This is a genomic window from Actinomadura sp. KC345 (assembly GCF_004348515.1).
GTDB lineage: Bacteria > Actinomycetota > Actinomycetes > Streptosporangiales > Streptosporangiaceae > Spirillospora.
Genome location: NZ_SMKH01000010.1, coordinates 1 through 20,553, shown reverse-complemented (window position 1 = coordinate 20,553; position 20,553 = coordinate 1). Strand labels below are relative to the sequence as shown.

The following is a 20,553-nucleotide window of genomic DNA, read 5'->3' as shown; positions in this document are numbered from 1 at the left end:
AGACCGCCGTTCAGGCCACGTCCGCCGCAGCCGACCCCGACGAGGCAGCCGACGAGGAGGACGGGGCCGCCGGACCGGCCGCCGAGACGGGGGCGATGCGCTCAGCACGGAACGCCACACCCCACCGCTTCTCACCCCCGAGCACCGCTTCCCACGGGAACGCGACCAGCCCAACCGGGGTCACGATCTCCCCGATGGTCACCGACTGGTCGCCGGTCACCGCGACGTTGAGCAGGTCGACCCGCCCCGTAACGTCGGCCGCCGAGAGCCCGACCGTGAACACCGTCTGACCGTTGCGGTCGGTCTTGACCTCCCCCGTGTCCTGGTTGACCAGCTTGGGACGCGGCGGCGAGACGCACACGAACGTCATCGCCGACACGTCCACCGGGATGTTGCGCATGAACCCCTCCAGGGCTCGAAGTTACGTTGCTAGGTATAAAGGTACCTAGGTAAGTAGCTATGTCAAGCGGTAGACCCAGATTCTTTGCAGGTACCTAGAGACCTAGGCGGAGGCGTACACTGCCTGACATGGCAAAAGGCCCGGTAGACCGCCGCAAGCCGTACGTGCGCATCGCTGACGATCTGCGCCGTGACATCGCGTCCGGCGTGTACCCGGTGGGGGAGACCCTGCCCCCGGGCGCCCGACTGGCCGACCAGTACGGCGTTTCAGGCATGACGGTCAGCAACGCGATCGCCGTCCTGCGCGAAGAAGGCTTGGTTACCACCCGGCAGGGAGCCAGGGGCGCAACTGTCATTGCCACCCCGGAGACACAAGAAGCCGGAGAGGCCCCACCGGAGCGCAGCGAGGAATTCAGTCTCTTGTTCGCCCAGCTCCAGGACATGCGCAGCCATCTCCGACGCCTCAGCGCCAGACTCGACGACCTGGACGAGCGAACCAAGGACCTCTAGATCTCAGGTGCGCGCTTGCCGGCTACCGGACTCACAGCGCCGACCAACCCGGATGCATGATGCGGCACGTTCAGACCATCACAGCGGACGTCAACCCGCCCCAGTCCGGAACCACGTCCCGACGGTCAAAGCATGGATGCCGCGCGGCAGGGTCCCACGGCCGCCCAACCGCTTCCCCCTGCCGCACGGCGATCAAGGCCACGGCCACCCGTCAGGATGGGTGATAGCCATGGCCAGCTCTCGAATCGACACCGCTTCCACCAGGCGCCACCCGTCGCTACAGCGCACGAGCGCCCAGAAGGTTCGGGTGTACGGCCCCCGCCAGCACGAGACGCCGAAGTGTTCCACCAGTTCGGCCAGGGCCGCCCCGGCGTCCATCAGGCCCCGTCCGTCCCCCAGGACGCCGCCGACACCCACCGCTCCAGCGAACTCGTGATCAGAGACACCGCCATGTCCACCTGCGAGCACGGCGCGAGCAGCTCCCCGGTACTGGACCGGTACCACCAGCCGCCGGCCCCAGCGGCAACCATGATGCTCTCGCCCAGAGACGGCAGACCGGGGAAGTGCACCCGCAGCATGGGCACCGCGTCGCCGTAGCGGCGCTCGACCCTCCACCCCAGCCGCCGCAGCCGCCGGGCCAGCCGGTTCAAGCGCCAGGGCGGTCATCGGCCGAGGCAGCGCAGCCAGTGCATCCGGGGGGACAAGCACCAGCCGCGCCGCCTCAACCTCCCCCGGAGCCGCCCCATCAAGCGGGACGGCCCCGTTCGGTGATGGCGGGGGAGACCAGGCCACCATCACCAGGCCCTTTTGATCACCGGACGGCCCGCGCGCTGGCGCTCTACGGCCAGTGCCTCACGCAGCGCGGCAGAGTCGGCACGGATCACTGTCGGGTCCACACCGGCCGCCGGGTCCCGCAACGTCGCGACCCAGTCGCCGGGCCGCCCGTCCCAGCGCCGAGACCGCCAGATCCGATGACCAGTGAACTCCTCCCGGAGCCGACGCAGCGCCGGGTCATCGGTGTGCGCGCGTGCCTGCATCGCCGGGTTCCTCGCAGCGGAGTCGTTCATCTCAGGCCGCCCCGCTCTCACGAGCCGAACCGGCCGGTTCAGCCCCCTGAACCCGAGCCGCGATCTGACGCGCCCGTGCGTGAAGCTCGTCGAGTTCCGCAGCGAACTCGGCGAGTTCCGCGAGAAGGATCTGACGCTCTTCCTCAGTCAGCCCGACCACCTTCGTCCTGGTCATCGAGTGCCGTGCAGGGGTGAACCGGACGATGGCCGCCCGCCGGTTGTTGGTCATCGCGCGCTTCCTCCCTTGGTGACCCGGTCGAGCCGGTTGCGGAGTTCTGCCGCGCTCTGCCCGTACAAGGCGCCCCACTCAGACCGGGTGGCGACCCAACGACCGGAGCGCTCACGGGCGATCAGCCAGCCCGGGAAGTCGGCTTGCAACCCGTCCTGTAGGCGCTTGATCAGCACCGACGTAGTGAGACCGGTGGGCCCGTTCATGACGTCACCACCCCCGAGCCGTTCGGCCGGACCTGTTCGGCGATCCGGCGAGCGGCCCCGGGCATGTCGTTGACCGGGTGCTGACGGCCGTCCTGGTCCCAGGAGAAGTACCGCCCGGAGTAGCTGACGAAGACCCAGACGAAGACGCCGCGAACGTCGGTGAAGACGGCCAGCCCGGCGACGTTCTCGCGGACCTCGGAGCGCACCTCGTATTCGGTCAACTCAGCCCGCAGACCAGCCAGCAACTCGATCTCAGGAGTGGTTTCGGTGTTCACACTCCCAAGGTGGCCGCGAGACACGTCACATCGCATTACCGCCTGTATCGCATCCAGGACGTATCGTTCTCGCCTTGTCTCGTCTGATGCTCGTCTGTGTTACGTTCCAGCCGTCGGAAGGTTGGAGATGACGAATCCCCCCGTGCGGCTCAAGGTGTTGCTGCGTGAGAAGCACTGGCAGACGTACCAGACGTTTTGTTCCGAATACGACAGAGCAGCCAAAGGCATTGACCTGGGACTTGTTGGCAGTTGGCCGAGTAGAGCGCAGTTTCACCGCTGGTTGAGCGGTGACCTCAAAGGACTTCCGTACCCGCATCACTGCCGCGTCCTGGAGACGATGCTTCCGGGCTGGACGGCGGAACAGCTCTTCGAACTGTGCCCGCCGGAGGAGTCCAACCAGCCGGCGAGCAACCCTGACGAGCCGATGGCCCCCGATGTGGCCGAACTGCTCACGACCATCGAGCACCGCATCGATACCCCGCAGACCGGCGAGATCAGTTGGGGCACCACGTCCAGGACGATCCCGGCCGCCAAGGCCCGACTCTCCGGCGGACGAGGCACCGCCAGCGATCACGCCCAAGAGCTAGGCCGTCGGCTCCTCGAACTCCAGCGTGAACGCCGCTTGAACGATGCCGAGGTCACCGAGCTGGCGGGTCTGTCCGGTCACGTCGTCGAACTGGCCAAGACGATCAACCTGGATATCTCCGAAGACGGCGCCGCGCGGCTCGAATACCGCTTCGACATGCTCAATCTCAGCGACACACCGCAGGCCCGCATGACCCGCGAAGTGTGGTTCGAGCACACCACCGGCCCACTGGTCATCAAGCCAGTCCCTGACATCGACCGTCGTGTCGCGATCCAGCGCATGCACGACACGACGAACCTGTCAAAGTTCGCCTTTCAGATCTCGCCCCCGCTACGGCCGGGGGAGTGGGCGCGTGTCGGCTACGTCTGCGAGGGCGGGAAGTTCGACCTCAACCACTACTGGCGCGAATCGATGCCCCGCTACTGCCGCCACTACGAGATCAACGTCCGCCAACATCACATCGACCTCGGCGGATGCACCGCCACCGAGGAACACCCGGACGGCTCGGAGAACTCCGCCACCGATAGCCTCGTTTGGGACATCGAGGGCAAAGACGCCGTCATGTCGTTGACCCGCGACCACCTGCGCCCCAACCAGGCCGTGACGCTGCGCTGGGAGCCGATCCGTGAGCCTGCGTGACGAGATCGAGGCGACGCTACGAGCCTGGGACGCCTACGAGACCGGCCGCGGATCGGTCGCCGTCATCGACTTCGACTGCGCCCCGACCACCACCGACACCGAACCGGCCGCCAACCGCCTAGCCGTGCACCGACGCCTCACCGAGCTACGCGCCCGCGCCACCGAGGCCGGAGCCGACCGTCTCACCACCCGTCTCACCGCCGACCTGGCATACCTCGGCGCCCTCCTCGGTCAACACCCACACCTCAACGACTACGTCCAGGCAACGCAGGGATGCCCGGCCGCCGGATGGCAGGACGGGTACATCACCCACCGAGGCGACCAGGCCCGCCAGGCACTCACAGCCCTGGGCATCCAGTGGGGACCCGACACCGTCCGCGACCTCAACGCCGTCGAAGGCCCCATCGAGACCGACGACGCCCCCGACGCGATCCGCCAGGCCGCCGCCGACTACGAGACCGCCGTCCGACAGGTCACCGGCAGTACTGCGCCGTTCGAGCTGAACGTCGAGATGACCGAGGTAGACGCCTACTGGGCCTACTGGCTCGACGGCGCCGGCGACCGCATCAGGCTCCGGCTCAACCTGCGCCGCGCGAGCTTCACCAAGGTCGCCGCCCGCCAGTTCGCCCTACACGAGGTACTCGGCCACGGCTTACAAGGCGCGAGCTGGTCGGCCCGAGCCGCCGCTGAAGACGTCCCCTGGGTCCGCTTGATGTCGGTCCACGCCCCGCAACAAGTCCTCCTTGAAGGACTGGCCCAGGCGCTCCCGCTGTTCGTCGCTCCCGATGACGAGCTACTGGTCACCCGCACCAGGTTCGACCACTACAACCAACTCGTCCGCGCCGAACTGCACACAGCCCTCAACCAGGGCGCCAGCATCGCAGAGTTGGCCGACCACGCCCGCTTCCGCATGCCCTGGATCACCGAAGCAGCCATAGCCGACCTGCTCACCGACCGAGGAGCCAACCCTCAACTCCGCTCCTACCAATGGGCCTACCCCGCCGGACTCGACTGGTTCGCCAACCTCGCCCAAGCCGACCAGCCCACAAGGACGACCGTCCTACAGGCTGCCTACCAAGACCCCCTCACGCCGAACGACCTGACGGCTCTCTGGCCCGAGGGCCCTGCTATCGGCGGTCAGGGCCACTAAAGCCGCAGGTCAGCAAGGACGTCCGTCCGCCGGATGAGGACTTTCTATACGTCTTTAAAGGCGCCCGCTACGCGGCCGCCGGCGTCCGCGCCCGGCGCTGCGAGCCGGGCATGCGGCCTGTCCCGTCCGGTCCCGTCTCGCAGCGCCGGTCACGGCCGCCCAATCCGGTGTTAGTGCCCAAAAGGACGATCAACCGTCACCATCGGCCCAAGCTCCTTATGCGACGGGGACGCACCAGGACCCTGATGATCTTGCTCAGAAAGAAGAAGGTGTTCCGGCAGGGAGGACCCCGCCGGAACACCCGGATTGCGGCTGCTCAGAGCAGCAGGAGCACGACCGCAGCCGCTCCCACGGCCACGACGTTGTGGACGGTGTGCACGAGAGTGGCATCAGCCAGCCCCTGACCAGCCTTGACGGCCGGGTTGGAAGACTTGGAGCGCTTGACGCCACGCAGGTACACCCAGGTGAATACGCCTCCAGCGATGGAGAGCGCGAGTGCAGCGGCCACCGGAACACCGACGATCATGTGAACGAAGCCGAAGGCGACCGCCCTGCGGATCCGCTTGCCGGTCGTCTGGTTCTCCGCACCGGCCCGGTACTGAAGTTCCTCCACCATCGCGAGGGCGGGGAGGGCCACCAGCACCGCAGTGAGCACGGCGATACCGATCACGACACCGGCCGTGCCGGTGCCCTGGGTCTGTCCGAGCGACATGTTGCCGACTCCGCCGACCGCGCTCCACCATCCCCAGTTCAGGATGGTCCAGCCGGGCGCCATGAAGGCGACGATGGCGGTGAAGGTTACGACGACCGAGGCGATTCCGGTCAAGATGTGACGCGGCCGGAGCAGCGGCAACAACTTGTAGGCCACCTTGTTCTTGCGTGCGGTCTGCCCCGCCAGGATCCCCATCAGGGCAGCGATGACCAAGGTAATAACGATCATTTCAGGTCTCTCCTTTGGTGATGCCTCTAGGGCATGCTTCAGAGAAGACCGTCATGGCATCCCCGCCAACGGCAAGGGGTCACGCCGGCTCACACCACGAACCTGAAGAGAGCTCGCCAAAGCCAGCCACACAAGCCCTGGAGCCGGACCCGCAGCCGGCTGAACGAGCCCGAACCAGAGGGCTTCGCAGCCCTCTGGACTCCCGCGAGCCGGGGCACTCGTTCGCGCGAGACTCTCTGTCACGGGGCTGAGCGCCGTTCGCGCGAACGAGCACCCCGGAACGGTCGGCGCGGAGTGCTCAGGCTTGCTAACGCGGGTGCTAACGGCGGCTCTGGACGGGCCTGGACGAAGGTGGAACCGAAGGGCGAATGGGGAGCCTGTCTAGCAGGTCAGCGGACGAGGCTGGACGAGTGTGGATCTTGTTCGGCAGACTCGTAGTGAATCGTCCCTTGGCTCAGCCCCACGATCGCCGCAGCGTGGCTGAGGTGGGTTGAGTGGCTGGGGGCGATCGCTGCCGCGGGGCTTCCGGTGCTCGGGCCGTGGCCGGCCCTGCGCTCCGGGTCCCCTTGCCCTCGGATTCTCGGGTGCCCTTGTCGTACCGACCAGGACGCAGGGTTGCAGGTCAGCGGCTAGGAGGACGGGCCATTAGCGGGCCATTAACCGGGGTGATCAAGGGGCAGTCACGGTCACTTGCGGTACGGCGCTAGGCCAGGTCAGGGGTACCAGCAGGCAAGATCGAGACTATTCCCAAGCTGACAGCGCGGGTTCGATTCCCGTCACCCGCTCACGCAGAAGGCCCAGGCCAGAGGCATGACCCTCCAACCTGGGCCTTGATCGTTTCATCACTCGACCAGCGCCAGTGCAGTTGGCGTGCAACTAGGCCACGGGCACCAGTGATCCGGCCGCCCCGTCGTCGCCGTCCCGCTTCTGGTCGGTCTGGACGAGCGCGTTGAGCCCGTCCGCGATGGCGCGGTCAGCAGTGCTCGAGGGCACCCCCGCTGAAACAACTCCCACACCCCCTCGGGCACCACCCGCTCGACCGTCTCCACGACCGCACGTTACCGCCAACCCCCGATTGAGCTGGCGTCTTGGCGTCAGTGGCTCTCTGCTGTCACCACTGCGCGGAGATCGGTGTAGGAGTCCAGCGCATAGGTTCCGCCGCTGCGGCCGAGGCCGCTGGCCTTGTTGCCGCCGAAGGGAAGGTCGGGGTGGCGCCGCACGGTGTTGATCGCCACTTGCGCTGTGTCGAGCCTGCCGGCCACCGCCTCGGCCTCATGGACGTTCCGGGAGAAGACATAGTCCGTCAGGCCGTATCGAGTCGAGTTCGCCGCGTCGACGGCCTCGTCGTCATCCGAGGTCGGCATCACGCAGAGGACGGGACCGAAGACATCCTCCTGCATCACGGTCTGCTCCGGCCGGCAGTCGGACACCAGCGTCGCGGGGTGGAACCATCCGTGAGACGGCACCCCGGAGGCGGTTTCCACGGTCGCTCCCTCGCGGCGTGCCGTGTCGGTGAGCGCGGTGACGCGGGCTTGCTGGTCGGCGCTGACGAGGGGGCCCACCGTGGTGGTGGCGTCGCGAGGGTCGCCGTGGACCAGCTCGGCCAGGGCCGCCCGCAGCCGGGCGAGGAGATCGTCGTGGATCCGCCGATCGGCCAGGATGCGGGCGGGTGTCAGGCAGACCTGCCCGGCTTGGATCGTCCAGGTGCGGGTCACGGCGGCGATGACGGAGTCCAGATCGGCGTCGTGCCGGACGATCAAGGCGCCTTTGCCGCCCAGTTCCAGAAGTAGCCGCTTCATCGACTCCGCGCCGGAGCGATAGATCGCCGTTCCGACGGCGGTGCTGCCGGTGAAACTGATCGCTCTGGCGTCGGGGTGAGCGGCGAGGGCGGCACCCGTCTCGGGGCCTGTGCCCAGGACGAGGTTGACGGCGCCGGCCGGTGCGTTCTCCGCCGCGAGTGCCGAGTTGAGCGCTGCGGCCAGAGCGCTCACGAGGAGAGGGTCTTGGGGCGCGGGCTTCATCACCACGGTATTGCCGGCGAACAGTGCCGGAGCCACTTTGCCGGAGATGGAGTGCATCGGGAAGTTCGACGGACTGATGCAGCCGACGACGCCGACGGGAGTTCGCGTGACGCGTCCGCCGAGCCCGTCCCTGTCCGCGGCCGCCCAGCCGAGCACATCGTCGGGTTGACGAGCCCACGCGCGCAGGCGCGTGATCGGCGCCCCCACCTGCAGTTCGGCGGCCACCGGGCGGCGGGCCCCGGTGTCTGCGATCGCCAGGTCGACCAGTTCGTCTCGGCGCTCGTCGAGGATGTCCGCCGCCAGGTCCAGAACCCTGCGCCTGGTCGAGAGCGGAGTACGGGCCCACTCTTCCTGGGCGGCGACTGCGGTGGCCACGGCGGCGTCGACCGTGCTGCGGTCGCCTTCGGCCGCTTCGCCGATCACAGGCTCGGTGTAGGGATCCAGCACTGGGACGGCCGACTTCGTGGTCAGCCGTTCGCCCGCTACCAGGCAAGCGTAGTTCCGTACGGTTCCGGACCCTGTCATGTGGCATTCCTTCGCAGATGGGGGGTGATGTCAGCGCTCGCGGCTGCCCAAGGGCCGGCCCTCCGGGCTCCTCGTCGTTGGGCGCCGGCCTTCCCCGGGGCTTCCAGCAGGGTGCCATGAATTTCACTCAACGAAAACACCAGTTGCTCAGTGAAATTCAACCCCATCGAGGGCTTGACAGTGCTGTGGCCGAGGCCACAGAATTGCACTCACTCGAATCGGATTCGACTGAGTGCTCGTCGAGGTGCGGGATGACGCATCTTGTCCGAGGACGTCGGTTCGTCGTCAATTGCCGAGGAGCGCAATGGTGAAGCGGAAGGTGCGCCTACTGGCGTACGTGCTGACGGCTGCGTTGACGTCCGCGGCCGGCCTGACCGGCTGCAACAGCCAGGCGGGTCGGGGCGGCGACGGTGCGGCGGGGAAGTCGGCAAGGGAGATCTGCCCGAAGGCCGGTACCAGCGGCACGATCAAGATCGCGATGAGCTCGCCGATCCAGGTGTTCGCGCCCCTGACCGTGGGCGTCGCCAGCGGGGCGTTCAAGGCGGCGGGGCTCGACGTGCAACTCAAGCGGGTACCGCTCGCCGACGCTGTTCCGCTCCTGGCCCACGGGCAGCTGGACGGGCAGGTGACGACATGGTCGGCGGCTCACTTCAACGTGGCCGCCACCAACGTCGACATGAAGTTCGTCGCACCGCTGGAGCGCGCCGTGGCCGTCGAACCGGGTACGCCGATGCAGGGGTACTGGTCGCGGGCGGACATCGTCGGCTCGGCCGCGAACCCGGACGTGAGCAGGCTCAAGGGGAAGACCGTCGCCTCGCCGAGCGGCGGGACCGGCGTCGGCGGCAAGATCCTGAGCGACATGCTGGGCAAGGTCGGCCTCGGGCTCGACGACGTCGAACTGAAGACGGTCGCCGGGGCGGACGCTCTCGTCGCCCTCGAGAACGGCGCGGTCGACGCGGCATGGATCGGATCACCCACCGATGTGCAGGCGAGCAAGCGGCCGAACCTGAGACAGATCGCCACCTACGCCCCGGGAGTGACGGGCGCTTCGGTCATCGCCGGGCGCAGCCTGCTCGATAGGCCTGAAACGCTCGTGCGCTTCTTCCAGGTGCTGCGGAGCGTCACGCAGAAGTACCTGACCGGTGACTATCGAAAGAAGCCCGAATCGGTGGCCATCCTCGCGAAGGCGTCGGAGACGCCGGAGGCCGTCATTCGCGAGTCCGCGCTGATCCGTTTCGACCCGAACTTCGCCATGGCCGGTGTCGATGACTTCCTTCGGATGCTCCAGGATTTCACCCTGAAACAGGGAGAGCTCGACTACGAGGAGCCCCTGTCGGCGGGGGAGTTGATGGACGCGCGGTTCAGTGAAGCACTGGCGGTCTGCCAGTCGACCTCGTGAGGCGCGCGGTGCGCCGCACGGGATCAGCGGCGCTGATCAGTGCGGGCCGGGACGGGCACGACGTGAGCCGTGCGGGGTCGAAACGAGTACCCTGAAGAGCTGTTCCGACAATGAATGAGTGGAGTGTTCGCAGTGGCCGACGGCAGTATCAAGCGCACTATGCTCATTCTCCGCGCGCTGGCGATGGACGGTCCGCAAACGCTCAAGCAACTCTCCGAAACGGTGAACTATTCGCCGTCCACTGTCCTGCGCTTCCTGCGCATTCTGCAGGAAGAAGGGTACGTCGAGCAGGATTCGAACCGTATTTGGCGGGCGTCCCTGGAGACCTGGCGTATGGGAGCCGCCGTGCTCGCGCATGGTGGCTGGAGCCGGCGTCTCAATGAAGCCGTCCAGGAAATCTCGCGCCAGACGGGCGAGACCAGCATCTATTCGATGTACGCGGACGGCGACATCGTCTACATCGCCCTCGGCGCGTCGAGCCACACCGTGCGGACGCACATCGAGCTGGGAACCCGCTTCCACGCCTCCGAGATGACCACTGGCCGTGCCATCCTCGGCCATCTGCCGGATCACGAGGTGGACGCCCTGATGCTGGCGCATTGGGGGACGGAGCGCTGGAAGGGCTCCGAGGGGGACGCGTTCCGCCGCAGACTGCTGGAGGTCCGGACGCGCGGCTACAGCAGCGCGACCAGTGAGCGCTGGCCGGGCGTCTGGGGGATCGCCGCTCCGGTGTTCGATCTGGACGGTCGCACGATCGGTGCGCTCGGACTGTCGATCCCCCCGACGCGCGAGCCGGAGAACGAGAGTGAACTCGCGCGGCTACTGACGCAGCATGCCATGCGACTCTCCGGGGCGGCTCCCCGCTGAGCCCGCGGACCGCCGGAGTCATCGCGCACCACTCGGGCGACTTTGCCCAATAACGACACAGATCCTCATACCAGAACTGTCGTGCGGGTCCGAGCGGGCGCGGCGAGGCTTCGGAACGGCCTGCCCTCCCTGGCCTGCACCTGCCCACGGGAGGCCGGATGGACGAGATCGACTTCTACCGCGCCCGAGCGCGTGAGTGGCTGGCCGAGCATGCGCCCCGGACGGACATCGAGACGGACCTGGAGGCCAGTCGGGATTTCCAGGCGCGTCTGCACGCCGCCGGGTTCGCTGGGATCACCTGGCCGGCCGACTACGGCGGCCAGGGACTTGCCGCACAGCACGAGCGGGCGTTCCGCGACGAGGCGATGCGCTACCCGCTCCCCGCGGTGCCGTTCGCGATCGGCATCGGCATGGCCGGGCCGGTTCTGATGGATCTGGGCACCGAGGAGCAGCGGCGCCGGTACCTGCCTCCGATTCTGCGTGGCGAGGAGATCTGGTGCCAGTTGTTCTCCGAGCCCGACGCCGGCTCGGATGTGGCGAGCCTGCAGACGCGTGCCGTCCGTGAAGCCGACGGCTGGGTGGTCACCGGTCAGAAGGTGTGGGCGTCGCGAGCGCACTTCGCGGAGCGGGGGATCCTCGTGGCCCGGACTGATCCAGGACGTCCCAAGCACTCCGGGCTCACGATGTTCGTCGTCGACATGCGGGCAGCCGGCATCGACGTGCGGCCGCTGCGGGACATGACCGGGAACGTCCACTTCAACGAGGTCTACTTCGACGGCGTGCGCCTGCCGCCGGACGCCGTGGTCGGGCGGGTCGACGAGGGGTGGTCCGCCGCGCTGACGATGCTCAAGCACGAGCGCGTCGCGATCGGAACGCGGAACCGGTCCGAGGCGACGCCGCTCTCGGCCCGCGCCCTGGCCCTGCGGCAGGCTTCGCCGATGTCGCCCGAGGTACACGCCGCCCTCGGGCGGCTGGCGGTGGAGGAGCGGGCGGTGGCCCTGCTCGCGGCGAGGATGGCCGAGGAGCGTGCCGCGGGCGCGGAGTTGGGGGCCCGCGGGTCGGTGGCCAAGCTGGCGTCCTCGCAGCTGGCGCGGAACGCCGCGGATCTGGCGGTGTCGCTGGCGGCCGACCGGGGGATCGGTTTCGAGGCGGACGACCGGCAGACCGCGGAGCTGATCACGGCGATCGACTGGACGCCCGCGTCGGGTATCGCCGGCGGCACCACCGAGGTCCAGCGGAACATCATCGCGGAAAGAGTGCTCGGCCTGCCGAAGGAACCACAGTCCGACCGGGACGTCCCGTTCAATCGACTGACCGTTGGCTCGATCAAGCGCTGATTGGAGAACCTCAGTTGTCCCTGACACTCACGGCGGAACAGGGTGACCTGCGCGATGTGGTGCGCAGGCTGCTGGACGAGCACGCGCCGCGGGAGCGCCTGCGCGCGTTCGTCGACGGTGCGGACGGTGCGGACGAGGTGGGCGGCCGGGACGAGCTGTGGTCGCTGCTGTGCCGTGCGGAGCTGACCGGCATCGGGTTGCCCGTGTCGTCCGGTGGAACCGGTTCGGGCCGGGCCGAGCTCGGCCTGGTGCTGGAGGAGTTCGGGCGCGGTCTGGTTCCGTCGCCGTACCTGGCGTCGGTCGCACTCGCCGGCGGGGCGCTGGCCCTGCTCGGGGACCGGACCGCAGCCGCGGAGGTGCTGCCCGCCATCGCCGCCGGGGAGACGCTCGCCGCCTTCGCGGCGGCCCTGCCTGGAGCCGCCGGGGCTCCGGCACACGGTCCGGACGGGCTCACCGGCTCGGTTCCGGCCGTCGTCGACGGAATGCTCGCCGACATCATGCTGGTCGAGGCCGTGAACCGGGAAGGGGCGGCCGAGTATCACCTGGTCGAGGCCGATGCGCCCGGACTCGGCCGTACGCCGCTGGTCGCCGTGGACCCGACTCGTCCCGTCGCCCGGCTCACGTTCGACTCCGTCCCGTCGCGGCGGATCGACCCGCCGGATCCCGGCCGCGCCCAGGGCCGGATCGCGGCCCACGCCGCGTTCGTCCTCGCCGCCGAGCAGCTCGGCGGGTTGTTGCACTGCGTCGAGTCGACACTGGAGTACGCGGCGATCCGCGTGCAGTTCGGCCGTGTGATCGGCTCCTTCCAGGCGGTGAAGCACCGCCTGGCCGACATGTTCACCGCGGGCGAGCTCGCGACGTCGCTGGTCCGCGAGGCGGCGCGGGCCGCGGACGAGGATCCGGAGGCGTTCGCCGACGCCGCCCATGCCGCCCACGCCTTCTGCAGTAGGCGCTTCGTCGAGGCGGCGCGTGACGCGATCCAGCTCCATGGGGGAATCGGCTTCACCTGGGAGCACGACGCACACCTCTATTACAAACGCGCTCACGTTACACGCAATCTGCTTGGCGGCCCCACCGTGCATGAGCGGCTGGTGGGCGAGCGGCTGCTGGGAGCTCCGAGCGCGACCCGGTGGCAGTCGACTTCCGATGGCCCGACAATATGACTCAGTCACATTGAGTTTGACAGAGCGCAATCACCGTGTTCGCCTTGGTGCGATGCAGTGAGCGCGTGTGGTCCTGCGGGACGACGGCCGGTCGCCCGTGCGGGGACGACCGGTGGCGCTTCCTGGCTCGGCGCCACCGGAGACGGCGGCTTCAGCACGTCCGGCCGGCGAGACGGCACACGATGGCCGAGGAGGGTGAGCGATGCGCGGACTGATCTGGGACGGCGACGACTTGGTGGAGGTCGACGACCTTGATGTCGTCCCTCCGGGACCCGGGCAGGTGACCGTCGAGGTCCGCTCGGCGGGGTTGTGTCATAGCGACATCAAGCCGATCGACGGAGAAATGGCTCAGCCGGTGCCGGCGGTGCTGGGGCACGAGGCCGTCGGCGTCGTCCGGGCGCGGGGCGCCGGTGTCGAGATGCCTCTCGGCCAGCGTGTGGTGCTGTCGGTCCTGCAGACCTGCGGTACCTGCGACGCCTGCGCGGGTGGGCGCCCCACCCTGTGCGCCGGGCCGAAGGACGGCACCGGGGCCGCCGCCGACGATCCCTCGCCGTTTCGGAGGGAAGGGCGGGTCGTGGAGCGGTTCCGCCGGTTGGGCGCGTTCGCGGAGCGGACCGTCGTCCGGGAGCGGCAGGCCATCCCCATCCCCGACGGGATGCCGGACGCCGCGGCGGCTCTGCTCGGCTGCGCGGTCGTCACCGCCTTCGGGGCGGTGGAGGAGCGCGCGCGACTCGGCAAGGGGGAGTCGGTGCTGGTCGTCGGCGCCGGCGGCCTCGGACTCAACGTCATCCAGGCGGCTCGCCTGGCAGGGGCGGGGCAGATCACCGTGATCGACCGCAACCCGCGAAAAGCCGAGATCGCCGAGTTGATGGGCGCGACCGACTTCGCCGTCGCCGCATCGGACGAAGATGTCGTCGAGCGCTCGCGTGCGCTGCGCATCGGACGCATGCCCGGCTCTCGACCGTTGCGGGTGTCCGCCGAGACCGGGCCATTGACCCTGCGATCGCCCGGTCGTTACGATTCAGTCTAATTGAGTTTCACTCAGAGAAATTTTGGAGGTGTGGTGAGTAGCAGCCCGATCGACGGTCTGGTGCCCGAGGATCTCGAGGAACTCGTTGACGGCATGGAAGGCTTCGTGACCCGGGAGGTACTCGGCCGCCACGAACAGCACCGTGCGCTCCTGGAGGACCCACGTCGCCAGTACGACGAGTCGGGGCGCTTCGCTCCCGAGGTGGTCGAGGTCATCCGCGATCTCCGCCGGGCCTCGTCGAGGGCCGGCTACTTCAACCTCGCGGTGCCGGAGCATCTCGGCGGAGCGGGCCTGGGCCACCTGGCCTACTATCTGGCCTGGGAGAGGATCTACTCCCTGTGCCCACCCGGGAACTGGCTCGCGCAGTTCGCGATCTCACATTGGGCGTACGGCCCGAGCGTCGCCCTGGAGGGGCTGACCGACGAGGCCCGCGAGCGCGTGTGGCCCGGACTGCTCGGCGGCGACGAGATCCTCTGCTTCGGTATGTCCGAGCCGGACGCCGGGTCTGACGCGATGGCGATGACGACGCGTGCGGAGCGCTCCGGTGACGGCTGGGTGCTGAACGGCCGCAAGATCTGGACCACGCACGCCCCGATCGCCGACTGGATGGTCGTCTTCGCGGTCACCGACCCTGCGCGGCAGGCGGCCCGGCGCGGCGGGATCAGCGCATTCCTGCTCCCGATGGACGCCCCCGGCCTGGATCTGCATTCGATCATCCGCATGTGGGGTGACATCGGCGGCAACGAGGCCGAGACGGTCTTGGAGGACGTGCGCGTCGAGCCCTGGCAGCTCGTCGGGGAGGAGCACCGCGGTTTCGGCGTCGCGATGAAGGGGGTCTCTCTCGGCCGCCTCTACAACTCCGCCCGTGCGGTGGCCACCGGGCGGTGGGCACTGCGCAAGGCACTCGACTACGGCGCGCACCGGGTGACGTTCGGCGAGCCGCTCCTCGACCGCCAGGCGATCGGGCACCCGCTGGCGGAGGCCGCGGCGCGACTGCACGCGGCCCACCTGGTCGCGCTCAACACCGCGCGCCTGCTCGACGCCGGACGCAAAGCCCGCAAAGAGCTGCCGATGATGAAGTACCTCGCCATCGAGGCGGCGCACCACGCCGTCGACCGGGCCATCCAGACCCACGGTGCGATCGGTTTCTCGAACGAACTGCACTTCACCGAGGCGCTGCGCAGTCTGCGCAGCCTGCGGATCGCCGACGGCGCCGACGAGATCCTGCTGCGTACCGTCCTCGCGGAGCTTCGCGCCGGCGACACGGAGCTGTGATGGCCGAGGAGACGACGCCTGCCCGCCCGGGCGAGGACTGGGTGCTGGTCGATGTCGAGGACCGCGTCGCCACCGTCACGCTGAACCGGCCGGACCGGCTCAACGCGCTGCCGCCGGAGATGCGCGCGGACCTGTGGCGCTCGTTCACCGAACTGGACGCTGATCCCGATGTGCGCGCGATCGTGCTCACCGGGGCCGGGCGCGGGTTCTGCGTCGGATCGGACCGTGGACGGCTGAGCGGGTACACCGCGGACGAGGTGGACCGCCGCCTGCGCGACCAGGAGCACGGCAGCGAGACCATCCTCTTCCTGGGCACCCCGGTCGTCGCCGCGGTGAACGGTGCGGTCGCGGGCCTGGGGTTCGCCATCGCCGTCATGGCCGACGTCCGCTTCTCGGTGCCGGCCGCCAAGTGGACGACGTCGTTCGCCCGCCTGGGGCTCTGCGCGGAGGCCGGGCTGTCGCAGCTGCTCCCGCGGCTCGTCGGTCACGGCTGGGCCAGCGACCTGCTGCTCAGCGCGCGCGTCCTGGACGGTGCGGAGGCAAGCCGGATCGGACTCGTGCAGTACCTGGTGGAACCCGACGAGCTGCTCCCCGCCGCGCAGGCCTACGCCGGCGGTATCGCCGCGAACTCACCGTGGTCGCTGCGGACGATCCGGCAGCAGCTCCGCGATGACGCCGACGGCGATCTCGATGAGGTGCTGGCGCGCACGAAACGCAAGGTGGTCGAGAGCATCGCCGGAGACGACTTCGCGGAAGCGCAGCGGGCGATGGCCGAGCGCAGAGAGCCGAGGTTCACGTGAAACCGTCGCTGGAAGAGCTGTTCGCGCCGAAGTCGGTCGCGCTGGTCGGCGCGTCCACCAAACCGCAGAGCCTGTCGCAGCGCATGCTGCGGATGATGCACGCGCAGTTGGAGGGCATCGGCCTGACCGCGGTGCATCCGACGGCGAGGGAGATCGCCGGGGTGCCGGCGGTCTCCCACCTCGCGCAGGTCCCGGTCCCGCCGGATCTCGTCGTGGTGGCGACTCCGGCGCATGCGGTGGTGGCGGCCATCGACGGCGCTGTCGCCGTCGGCGCCAAGGCGGCGATCGTCTGCTCGTCGGGTTTCGACGAGACGGGGCAGGAACAGGGTCGCGAACTGCGCGACGAGTTGGCCTCGCGCTCGGACCGCATCCGTATCCTCGGGCCCAACTGCCAGGGCCTCTACCACCGCCCGACGGGCCTGGTGGCGACCTTCACCCCGTCGATCCGCGATGTGGAGCTCCCCGCGCAGGCGCCCGTCGGGTACGTCGGTCAGAGCGGCGCCGTCGGCGGTGCGCTCGGCGACCTGCTCCGCGAGCGCGGTGTCGCGCTGCGGACCTGGGCCAGCACCGGCAACCAGATCGACGTCGACGTCGTCGACCTCGCCGACCACCTGGTGGAAGCGGGCGAGCTGACCCTGCTGCTGCTCTACCTGGAGGATCTGCCGGACGGAGGGCGGTGGCAGGCGCTGTGCGCCCGGGCGGCCGAGGCCGGTGTCCGGCTGGCCGTCCTGCGCGGTGGCCGGTCCGGCACCGGCGCGCTCGCGGTGGCGTCGCACACCGGCTCGCTGGTTCGCGACGCGGCGGGCTTCGAGCTGGTGTGCGGGCAGTACGGCGTATCGATCGCGGACGACATCGACGACCTGTGCGATCTCGCCGTCGTCGAGGCGGCCGTCCAGCGGTCCCGGAAGGGCGCCCTGGCGGCCCGTGCCGGCGGCGTCGCCGTCTTGTCGTCGTCGGGTGGCGCCGGTGCGCTCGCCGCCGACCTGGCCACGTCCGCCGGGCTGCCGCTTGCCACCCTCAGCGCGGAGACGCGCGCACGGATGGCCCGGCACATGCCGTCCTTCGCCTCCACGCAGAACCCGGTCGACGTGACCGCCCAGCTGTTCACAGGTGCCCCGGAGGCATTCGGCGAGGTCTGCTCCGCACTGAGCGAGGACCCTGACGTTTCGGCCATCGTCGTGATCCTCTCTCTCATCCTCGACCCGGCGGCCGAGCAGCTCGCCCGCCGGTTCGTGGCGGTGACGGAGGATCTCGGCGTGCCGCTCGCCGTGGTCTACCTGGCGGCGCGGGACCGCACGACCGGAGCCCGCTCTGTGCTCGGTGCCGGTGGGCTCCCGGTCTTCGACTCCGTGCGGCGGGCCGTCGGCGCGCTCGCGTCCGGAGGGTTTCACGGCCGGGCCCCGTCCGAGGCGCCCCCGTCCGCGGACGATGAAGCGCTCCCGCGGACATCGTCGGATCTCGCGGTGCTGGACGACATCGGTATCGCGCGGCCGGCCGTCGAGCACGTCCGCACCGCCGCGGAGACCCGCCAGGCGATCGAACGCCTCGGCGGCCGGGCCGTCGTCAAGCTCGGCGGCTCGATCAGTCACAAGACCGAACTCGGCGCGGTCCGCGTGGGCGTTCCCGCCGGTGCCGCCGCCGAGGTCTTCGCCGAGTTCGACGGCCTGGCGGCCGGGCTGGGGCCGGACGCGGGCGTGGAGGTGCACGAGATGGCCCCAGCCGGTGTCGAGCTACTGGTCAGCGTGCTCGGCGCACGCGACGGGTATCCGCCGCTGCTCACCGTGGGCTGGGGCGGAACGCTGGTGGAACTGCACCGTGACACGGTGACCTTCCCCGCTACCCTCGCGCCGCCGCGGATGGCCGAGCGGTGCCGCGAGCTGCGTTGCTGGCGGCTCATCGAAGGATGGCGCGGTGCGCCGGCCCATGACGCCCAGGCCGCACTGGAAGCTGTTGCCCGCCTGGCGGCCTGGGCCGCCGAGCAGGGGTCGGCACTGCGCGAAGTCGAGATCAACCCCCTGATCGTGCACGAGACCGGGGTGACCGCCGTGGACGTCGTGCTGGGCAGAGAGGAGGACGGCCATGCAGATCGTCGTTAACGCCAACTCCGCCGCCGGCCCCGAGATCGCCAGGATCGCCGTCGCCGCCGAGGACGCGGGGGCGGACGCGGTCTGGGTACCCGAAGCCTACGGGTGGGAGGCGATCGCCCGCCTCGGCTACCTGGCCGCGGTGACCGAACGAGTACGCCTGGCGACGGCGATAGTCAACGTCTACAGCCGGTCGCCGACCCTGATAGCTCAGGCCGCGGCGACCCTCGACGCGCTGAGCGGGGGAAGGTTCGAGCTCGGGCTCGGCACCTCGGGACCGCAGGTCGTCGAGGGCTGGTACGGCGTGCCGTTCGAGCAGCCGCTCGCGCGCCTCGCCGACACCGTCGAGGTGTGCCGGAAGGTCTGGCGCCGCGAGGTCGTCCGGCACACGGGGACGGCGGTGACGCTCCCGCTGCCGGACGGCCGGGGGACCGGTCTGGGCAAGCCCCTCAAGCTCCTCCCGGAGCCGGTACGGGACGCCGTCCCCGTCTGGGTCGCCGCTCTGGGGCCGCGGAGCGTTCGGTTCACCGCGGCGACGGCGGACGGCTGGTTTCCCATCTTCTATCCCATGAGCGGCCCGTTGCCCGATGTGTGGACGTCGGCGCTCGCGGACGGGCGGGGTGAAAGAGCCGCGGAGCTCGGTCCGCTGCGGATATGTGCGGGCGGGCCGGTCGTGGTCAGTGACGATGCGACCCTGATCGAGGCGGCCCGGGAGAGGTGGCGGGAACGCATCGCGCACTACGTCGGCTTGATGGGCGCCCCGTCGCGTAACTTCTACCGGTCCCTCGTCGAGCGTCTCGGATACCCGGCCGAGGCCGCGGAGATCCACCGGCGGATGCGGGCCGACGGCCCGGTCGCGGCGGCCGGCGCCGTCCCGGACGGGCTGGTCGACGCCGTCTCCCTGTGCGTCGAGCCGACAGCGCTGGTCGGACGGCTGCGGGCCGCGCACGGCAACGGGGTGACCCACCTGCGAGTCGACACCTCGGGCGCCGACTGGCAGAGCACGGTGGCGGCACTGCGCGCCGCCGTGGACGCGGAGCGCGCTCGGGAGTAGCCGCCACCCGGTTCGGCGAACTGGAAAACGGGGTGACCAGGCCCGATCCAAGCCCGCGAGCAAACATCGAGCAGACAAGGGAACGAAGCGGGACGAACCGGGCGGGGGGCAAACCGGGGCAATCTCGTGTTTGCCCTGGTCGGGACGGGCGGGTCGCGTGGGACTCGAACCCACAGCCTACGGATAAAAATGGCGCGGTCAGCAGTGCTCGACCGGTGCTGATACCGCGGCGCTGCCCGCTCGTTGTCGTGCCCCATGCGTGCCATCAGGTTGCGCAGGTCATGGAGGTGCAGGTTCGGGACGCCGAGCGCCTCACGACCGCTTTCCACCGGGTCAGCTTGTTGAACTCGCACACGATCCAGCGCCCTGGACTTGGCCGCCCGCGGCATTCGGGTGGACGCCGTGGCCCCCGGTCCAGACCGGGCCGGATGGACGAAGATCTGCTTGCCCAAGTCAGACGGACCGTCCCGAGGGTACGGGTCGGCGACCCCGACGAATCGCAGACGCCGTGGTGTACCTGGCCTCTCGTCAGGCCGCTGGATCCGACGCGGCGATCTTCCGGCCCACGACGACGCGCGCGGCCGTGGTCAGGGCAAGTACCGCGCCCTGCGCGGCCTGGGAGCCCGCTGGGTTCGCGTGCTCTGACGCTGCTGGACCGACCACGTCCCCTACGACCCCGACGAACACCAGGCCGTCAAGCAGGACGTTAACGCGCGACAAAATTTTCGGGGTCGTTCGGTTGGGAAGGTGCGGTGTGGGTCGTGTCGGGTAGGCGCACCCGGGCGTCATGCCGATCCGCTCTCACAGGAAGGGTGAGCCTGGTGGCGTTCAACCCGCTCGAACACCGCGGTATCCCGCTGGACGACCAGCTGCGCAATTGGGGCCAGCTGGACGTCGCGCCCGTCGATCCCGACACCTCCGATCCCTACACCAAGTGCCGCATCATCGCGATGAACGGCATCGAGGTGGAGGCGATCATGTTCAGTCACCACTTCAA

20 protein-coding genes are annotated in these 20,553 nt (G+C 69.4%); 12 read left to right on the top strand and 8 right to left on the bottom strand.

The window, feature by feature from the left end; all coding sequences use genetic code 11:
* Positions 1–10 precede the first annotated feature (10 nt).
* On the bottom strand, positions 11–400 hold the full coding sequence (locus tag E1281_RS03170) for a hypothetical protein (RefSeq protein ID WP_131875593.1): 390 nt from the start codon (positions 398–400) through the stop codon (positions 11–13).
* Positions 401–528: 128 nt separating this feature from the next.
* Here E1281_RS03170 and E1281_RS03165 point away from each other — a divergent pair, with 128 nt between their 5' ends.
* Positions 529–909, top strand: a complete 381-nt coding sequence (locus tag E1281_RS03165; protein ID WP_131875592.1) for a GntR family transcriptional regulator — start codon at positions 529–531, stop codon at positions 907–909.
* 377 nt (positions 910–1,286) lie between these two features.
* Here E1281_RS03165 and E1281_RS03160 read toward each other — a convergent pair whose 3' ends face one another.
* From E1281_RS03160 to E1281_RS03140, 5 genes are all read right to left on the bottom strand, one after another.
* Entirely contained in the window at positions 1,287–1,559 is a 273-nt protein-coding gene (locus tag E1281_RS03160) for a hypothetical protein (RefSeq protein ID WP_131875591.1), read from the bottom strand.
* A gap of 144 nt (positions 1,560–1,703) precedes the next feature.
* Positions 1,704–1,946 carry a hypothetical protein gene (locus E1281_RS03155; protein WP_131875590.1) on the bottom strand — a complete coding sequence of 81 codons (243 nt, stop codon included), beginning with the start codon at positions 1,944–1,946 and terminating at the stop codon, positions 1,704–1,706.
* A 31-nt stretch (positions 1,947–1,977) separates the two neighbouring features.
* Positions 1,978–2,205, bottom strand: coding sequence for a hypothetical protein (locus tag E1281_RS03150; RefSeq protein WP_131875589.1), 228 nt, complete (start codon positions 2,203–2,205; stop codon positions 1,978–1,980).
* The gene (locus tag E1281_RS03145; protein ID WP_131875588.1) at positions 2,202–2,411 is read right to left on the bottom strand and encodes a hypothetical protein; all 210 of its coding nucleotides are present in this window, start codon (positions 2,409–2,411) and stop codon (positions 2,202–2,204) included. The genes E1281_RS03150 and E1281_RS03145 overlap by 4 nt, the downstream gene beginning before the upstream one ends.
* Positions 2,408–2,686, bottom strand: a complete 279-nt coding sequence (locus tag E1281_RS03140; protein WP_131875587.1) for a hypothetical protein — start codon at positions 2,684–2,686, stop codon at positions 2,408–2,410. The genes E1281_RS03145 and E1281_RS03140 overlap by 4 nt, the downstream gene beginning before the upstream one ends.
* 142 nt (positions 2,687–2,828) lie before the next feature.
* Between E1281_RS03140 and E1281_RS03135 the strand changes: the two genes are divergently transcribed.
* A complete protein-coding gene (locus tag E1281_RS03135) occupies positions 2,829–3,911 on the top strand; it encodes a hypothetical protein (protein WP_131875586.1) in 1,083 nt (360 codons plus the stop codon).
* Positions 3,898–5,061, top strand: coding sequence for a hypothetical protein (locus tag E1281_RS03130; RefSeq protein ID WP_131875585.1), 1,164 nt, complete (start codon positions 3,898–3,900; stop codon positions 5,059–5,061). The genes E1281_RS03135 and E1281_RS03130 overlap by 14 nt, the downstream gene beginning before the upstream one ends.
* A gap of 316 nt (positions 5,062–5,377) precedes the next feature.
* Here E1281_RS03130 and E1281_RS03125 read toward each other — a convergent pair whose 3' ends face one another.
* Positions 5,378–6,001, bottom strand: coding sequence for a CPBP family glutamic-type intramembrane protease (locus E1281_RS03125; protein ID WP_131875584.1), 624 nt, complete (start codon positions 5,999–6,001; stop codon positions 5,378–5,380).
* A gap of 1,094 nt (positions 6,002–7,095) precedes the next feature.
* Positions 7,096–8,547 carry an aldehyde dehydrogenase family protein gene (locus E1281_RS03120; protein ID WP_131875583.1) on the bottom strand — a complete coding sequence of 484 codons (1,452 nt, stop codon included), beginning with the start codon at positions 8,545–8,547 and terminating at the stop codon, positions 7,096–7,098.
* Positions 8,548–8,851: 304 nt separating this feature from the next.
* Between E1281_RS03120 and E1281_RS03115 the strand changes: the two genes are divergently transcribed.
* From E1281_RS03115 to E1281_RS03070, 9 genes are all read left to right on the top strand, one after another.
* Positions 8,852–9,946: an ABC transporter substrate-binding protein gene (locus tag E1281_RS03115; protein ID WP_131875582.1), complete on the top strand. Its 1,095-nt coding sequence runs from the start codon at positions 8,852–8,854 to the stop codon at positions 9,944–9,946.
* 132 nt (positions 9,947–10,078) lie between these two features.
* A complete protein-coding gene (locus E1281_RS03110; RefSeq protein ID WP_165958766.1) occupies positions 10,079–10,813 on the top strand; it encodes an IclR family transcriptional regulator in 735 nt (244 codons plus the stop codon).
* 158 nt (positions 10,814–10,971) lie between these two features.
* Positions 10,972–12,150 carry an acyl-CoA dehydrogenase family protein gene (locus E1281_RS03105; protein ID WP_131875580.1) on the top strand — a complete coding sequence of 393 codons (1,179 nt, stop codon included), beginning with the start codon at positions 10,972–10,974 and terminating at the stop codon, positions 12,148–12,150.
* A 14-nt stretch (positions 12,151–12,164) separates the two neighbouring features.
* Positions 12,165–13,313: an acyl-CoA dehydrogenase family protein gene (locus E1281_RS39945; RefSeq protein ID WP_165958765.1), complete on the top strand. Its 1,149-nt coding sequence runs from the start codon at positions 12,165–12,167 to the stop codon at positions 13,311–13,313.
* Between the two features lie 280 nt (positions 13,314–13,593).
* On the top strand, positions 13,594–14,343 hold the full coding sequence (locus E1281_RS03090) for an alcohol dehydrogenase catalytic domain-containing protein (protein ID WP_165958764.1): 750 nt from the start codon (positions 13,594–13,596) through the stop codon (positions 14,341–14,343).
* Positions 14,344–14,376: 33 nt separating this feature from the next.
* Positions 14,377–15,618, top strand: coding sequence for an acyl-CoA dehydrogenase family protein (locus E1281_RS03085; protein ID WP_131875578.1), 1,242 nt, complete (start codon positions 14,377–14,379; stop codon positions 15,616–15,618).
* The gene (locus E1281_RS03080) at positions 15,618–16,418 is read left to right on the top strand and encodes an enoyl-CoA hydratase-related protein (RefSeq protein ID WP_131875577.1); all 801 of its coding nucleotides are present in this window, start codon (positions 15,618–15,620) and stop codon (positions 16,416–16,418) included. Before E1281_RS03085 ends, E1281_RS03080 begins: the two co-directional genes overlap by 1 nt.
* Positions 16,415–18,514 (top strand): acetate--CoA ligase family protein, encoded by a 2,100-nt coding sequence (locus E1281_RS03075; protein ID WP_131875576.1) that lies wholly within the window; start codon positions 16,415–16,417, stop codon positions 18,512–18,514. The genes E1281_RS03080 and E1281_RS03075 overlap by 4 nt, the downstream gene beginning before the upstream one ends.
* Positions 18,498–19,556, top strand: coding sequence for an LLM class F420-dependent oxidoreductase (locus tag E1281_RS03070; RefSeq protein ID WP_131875575.1), 1,059 nt, complete (start codon positions 18,498–18,500; stop codon positions 19,554–19,556). Before E1281_RS03075 ends, E1281_RS03070 begins: the two co-directional genes overlap by 17 nt.
* The last annotated feature ends 997 nt before the right edge of the window (positions 19,557–20,553 follow it).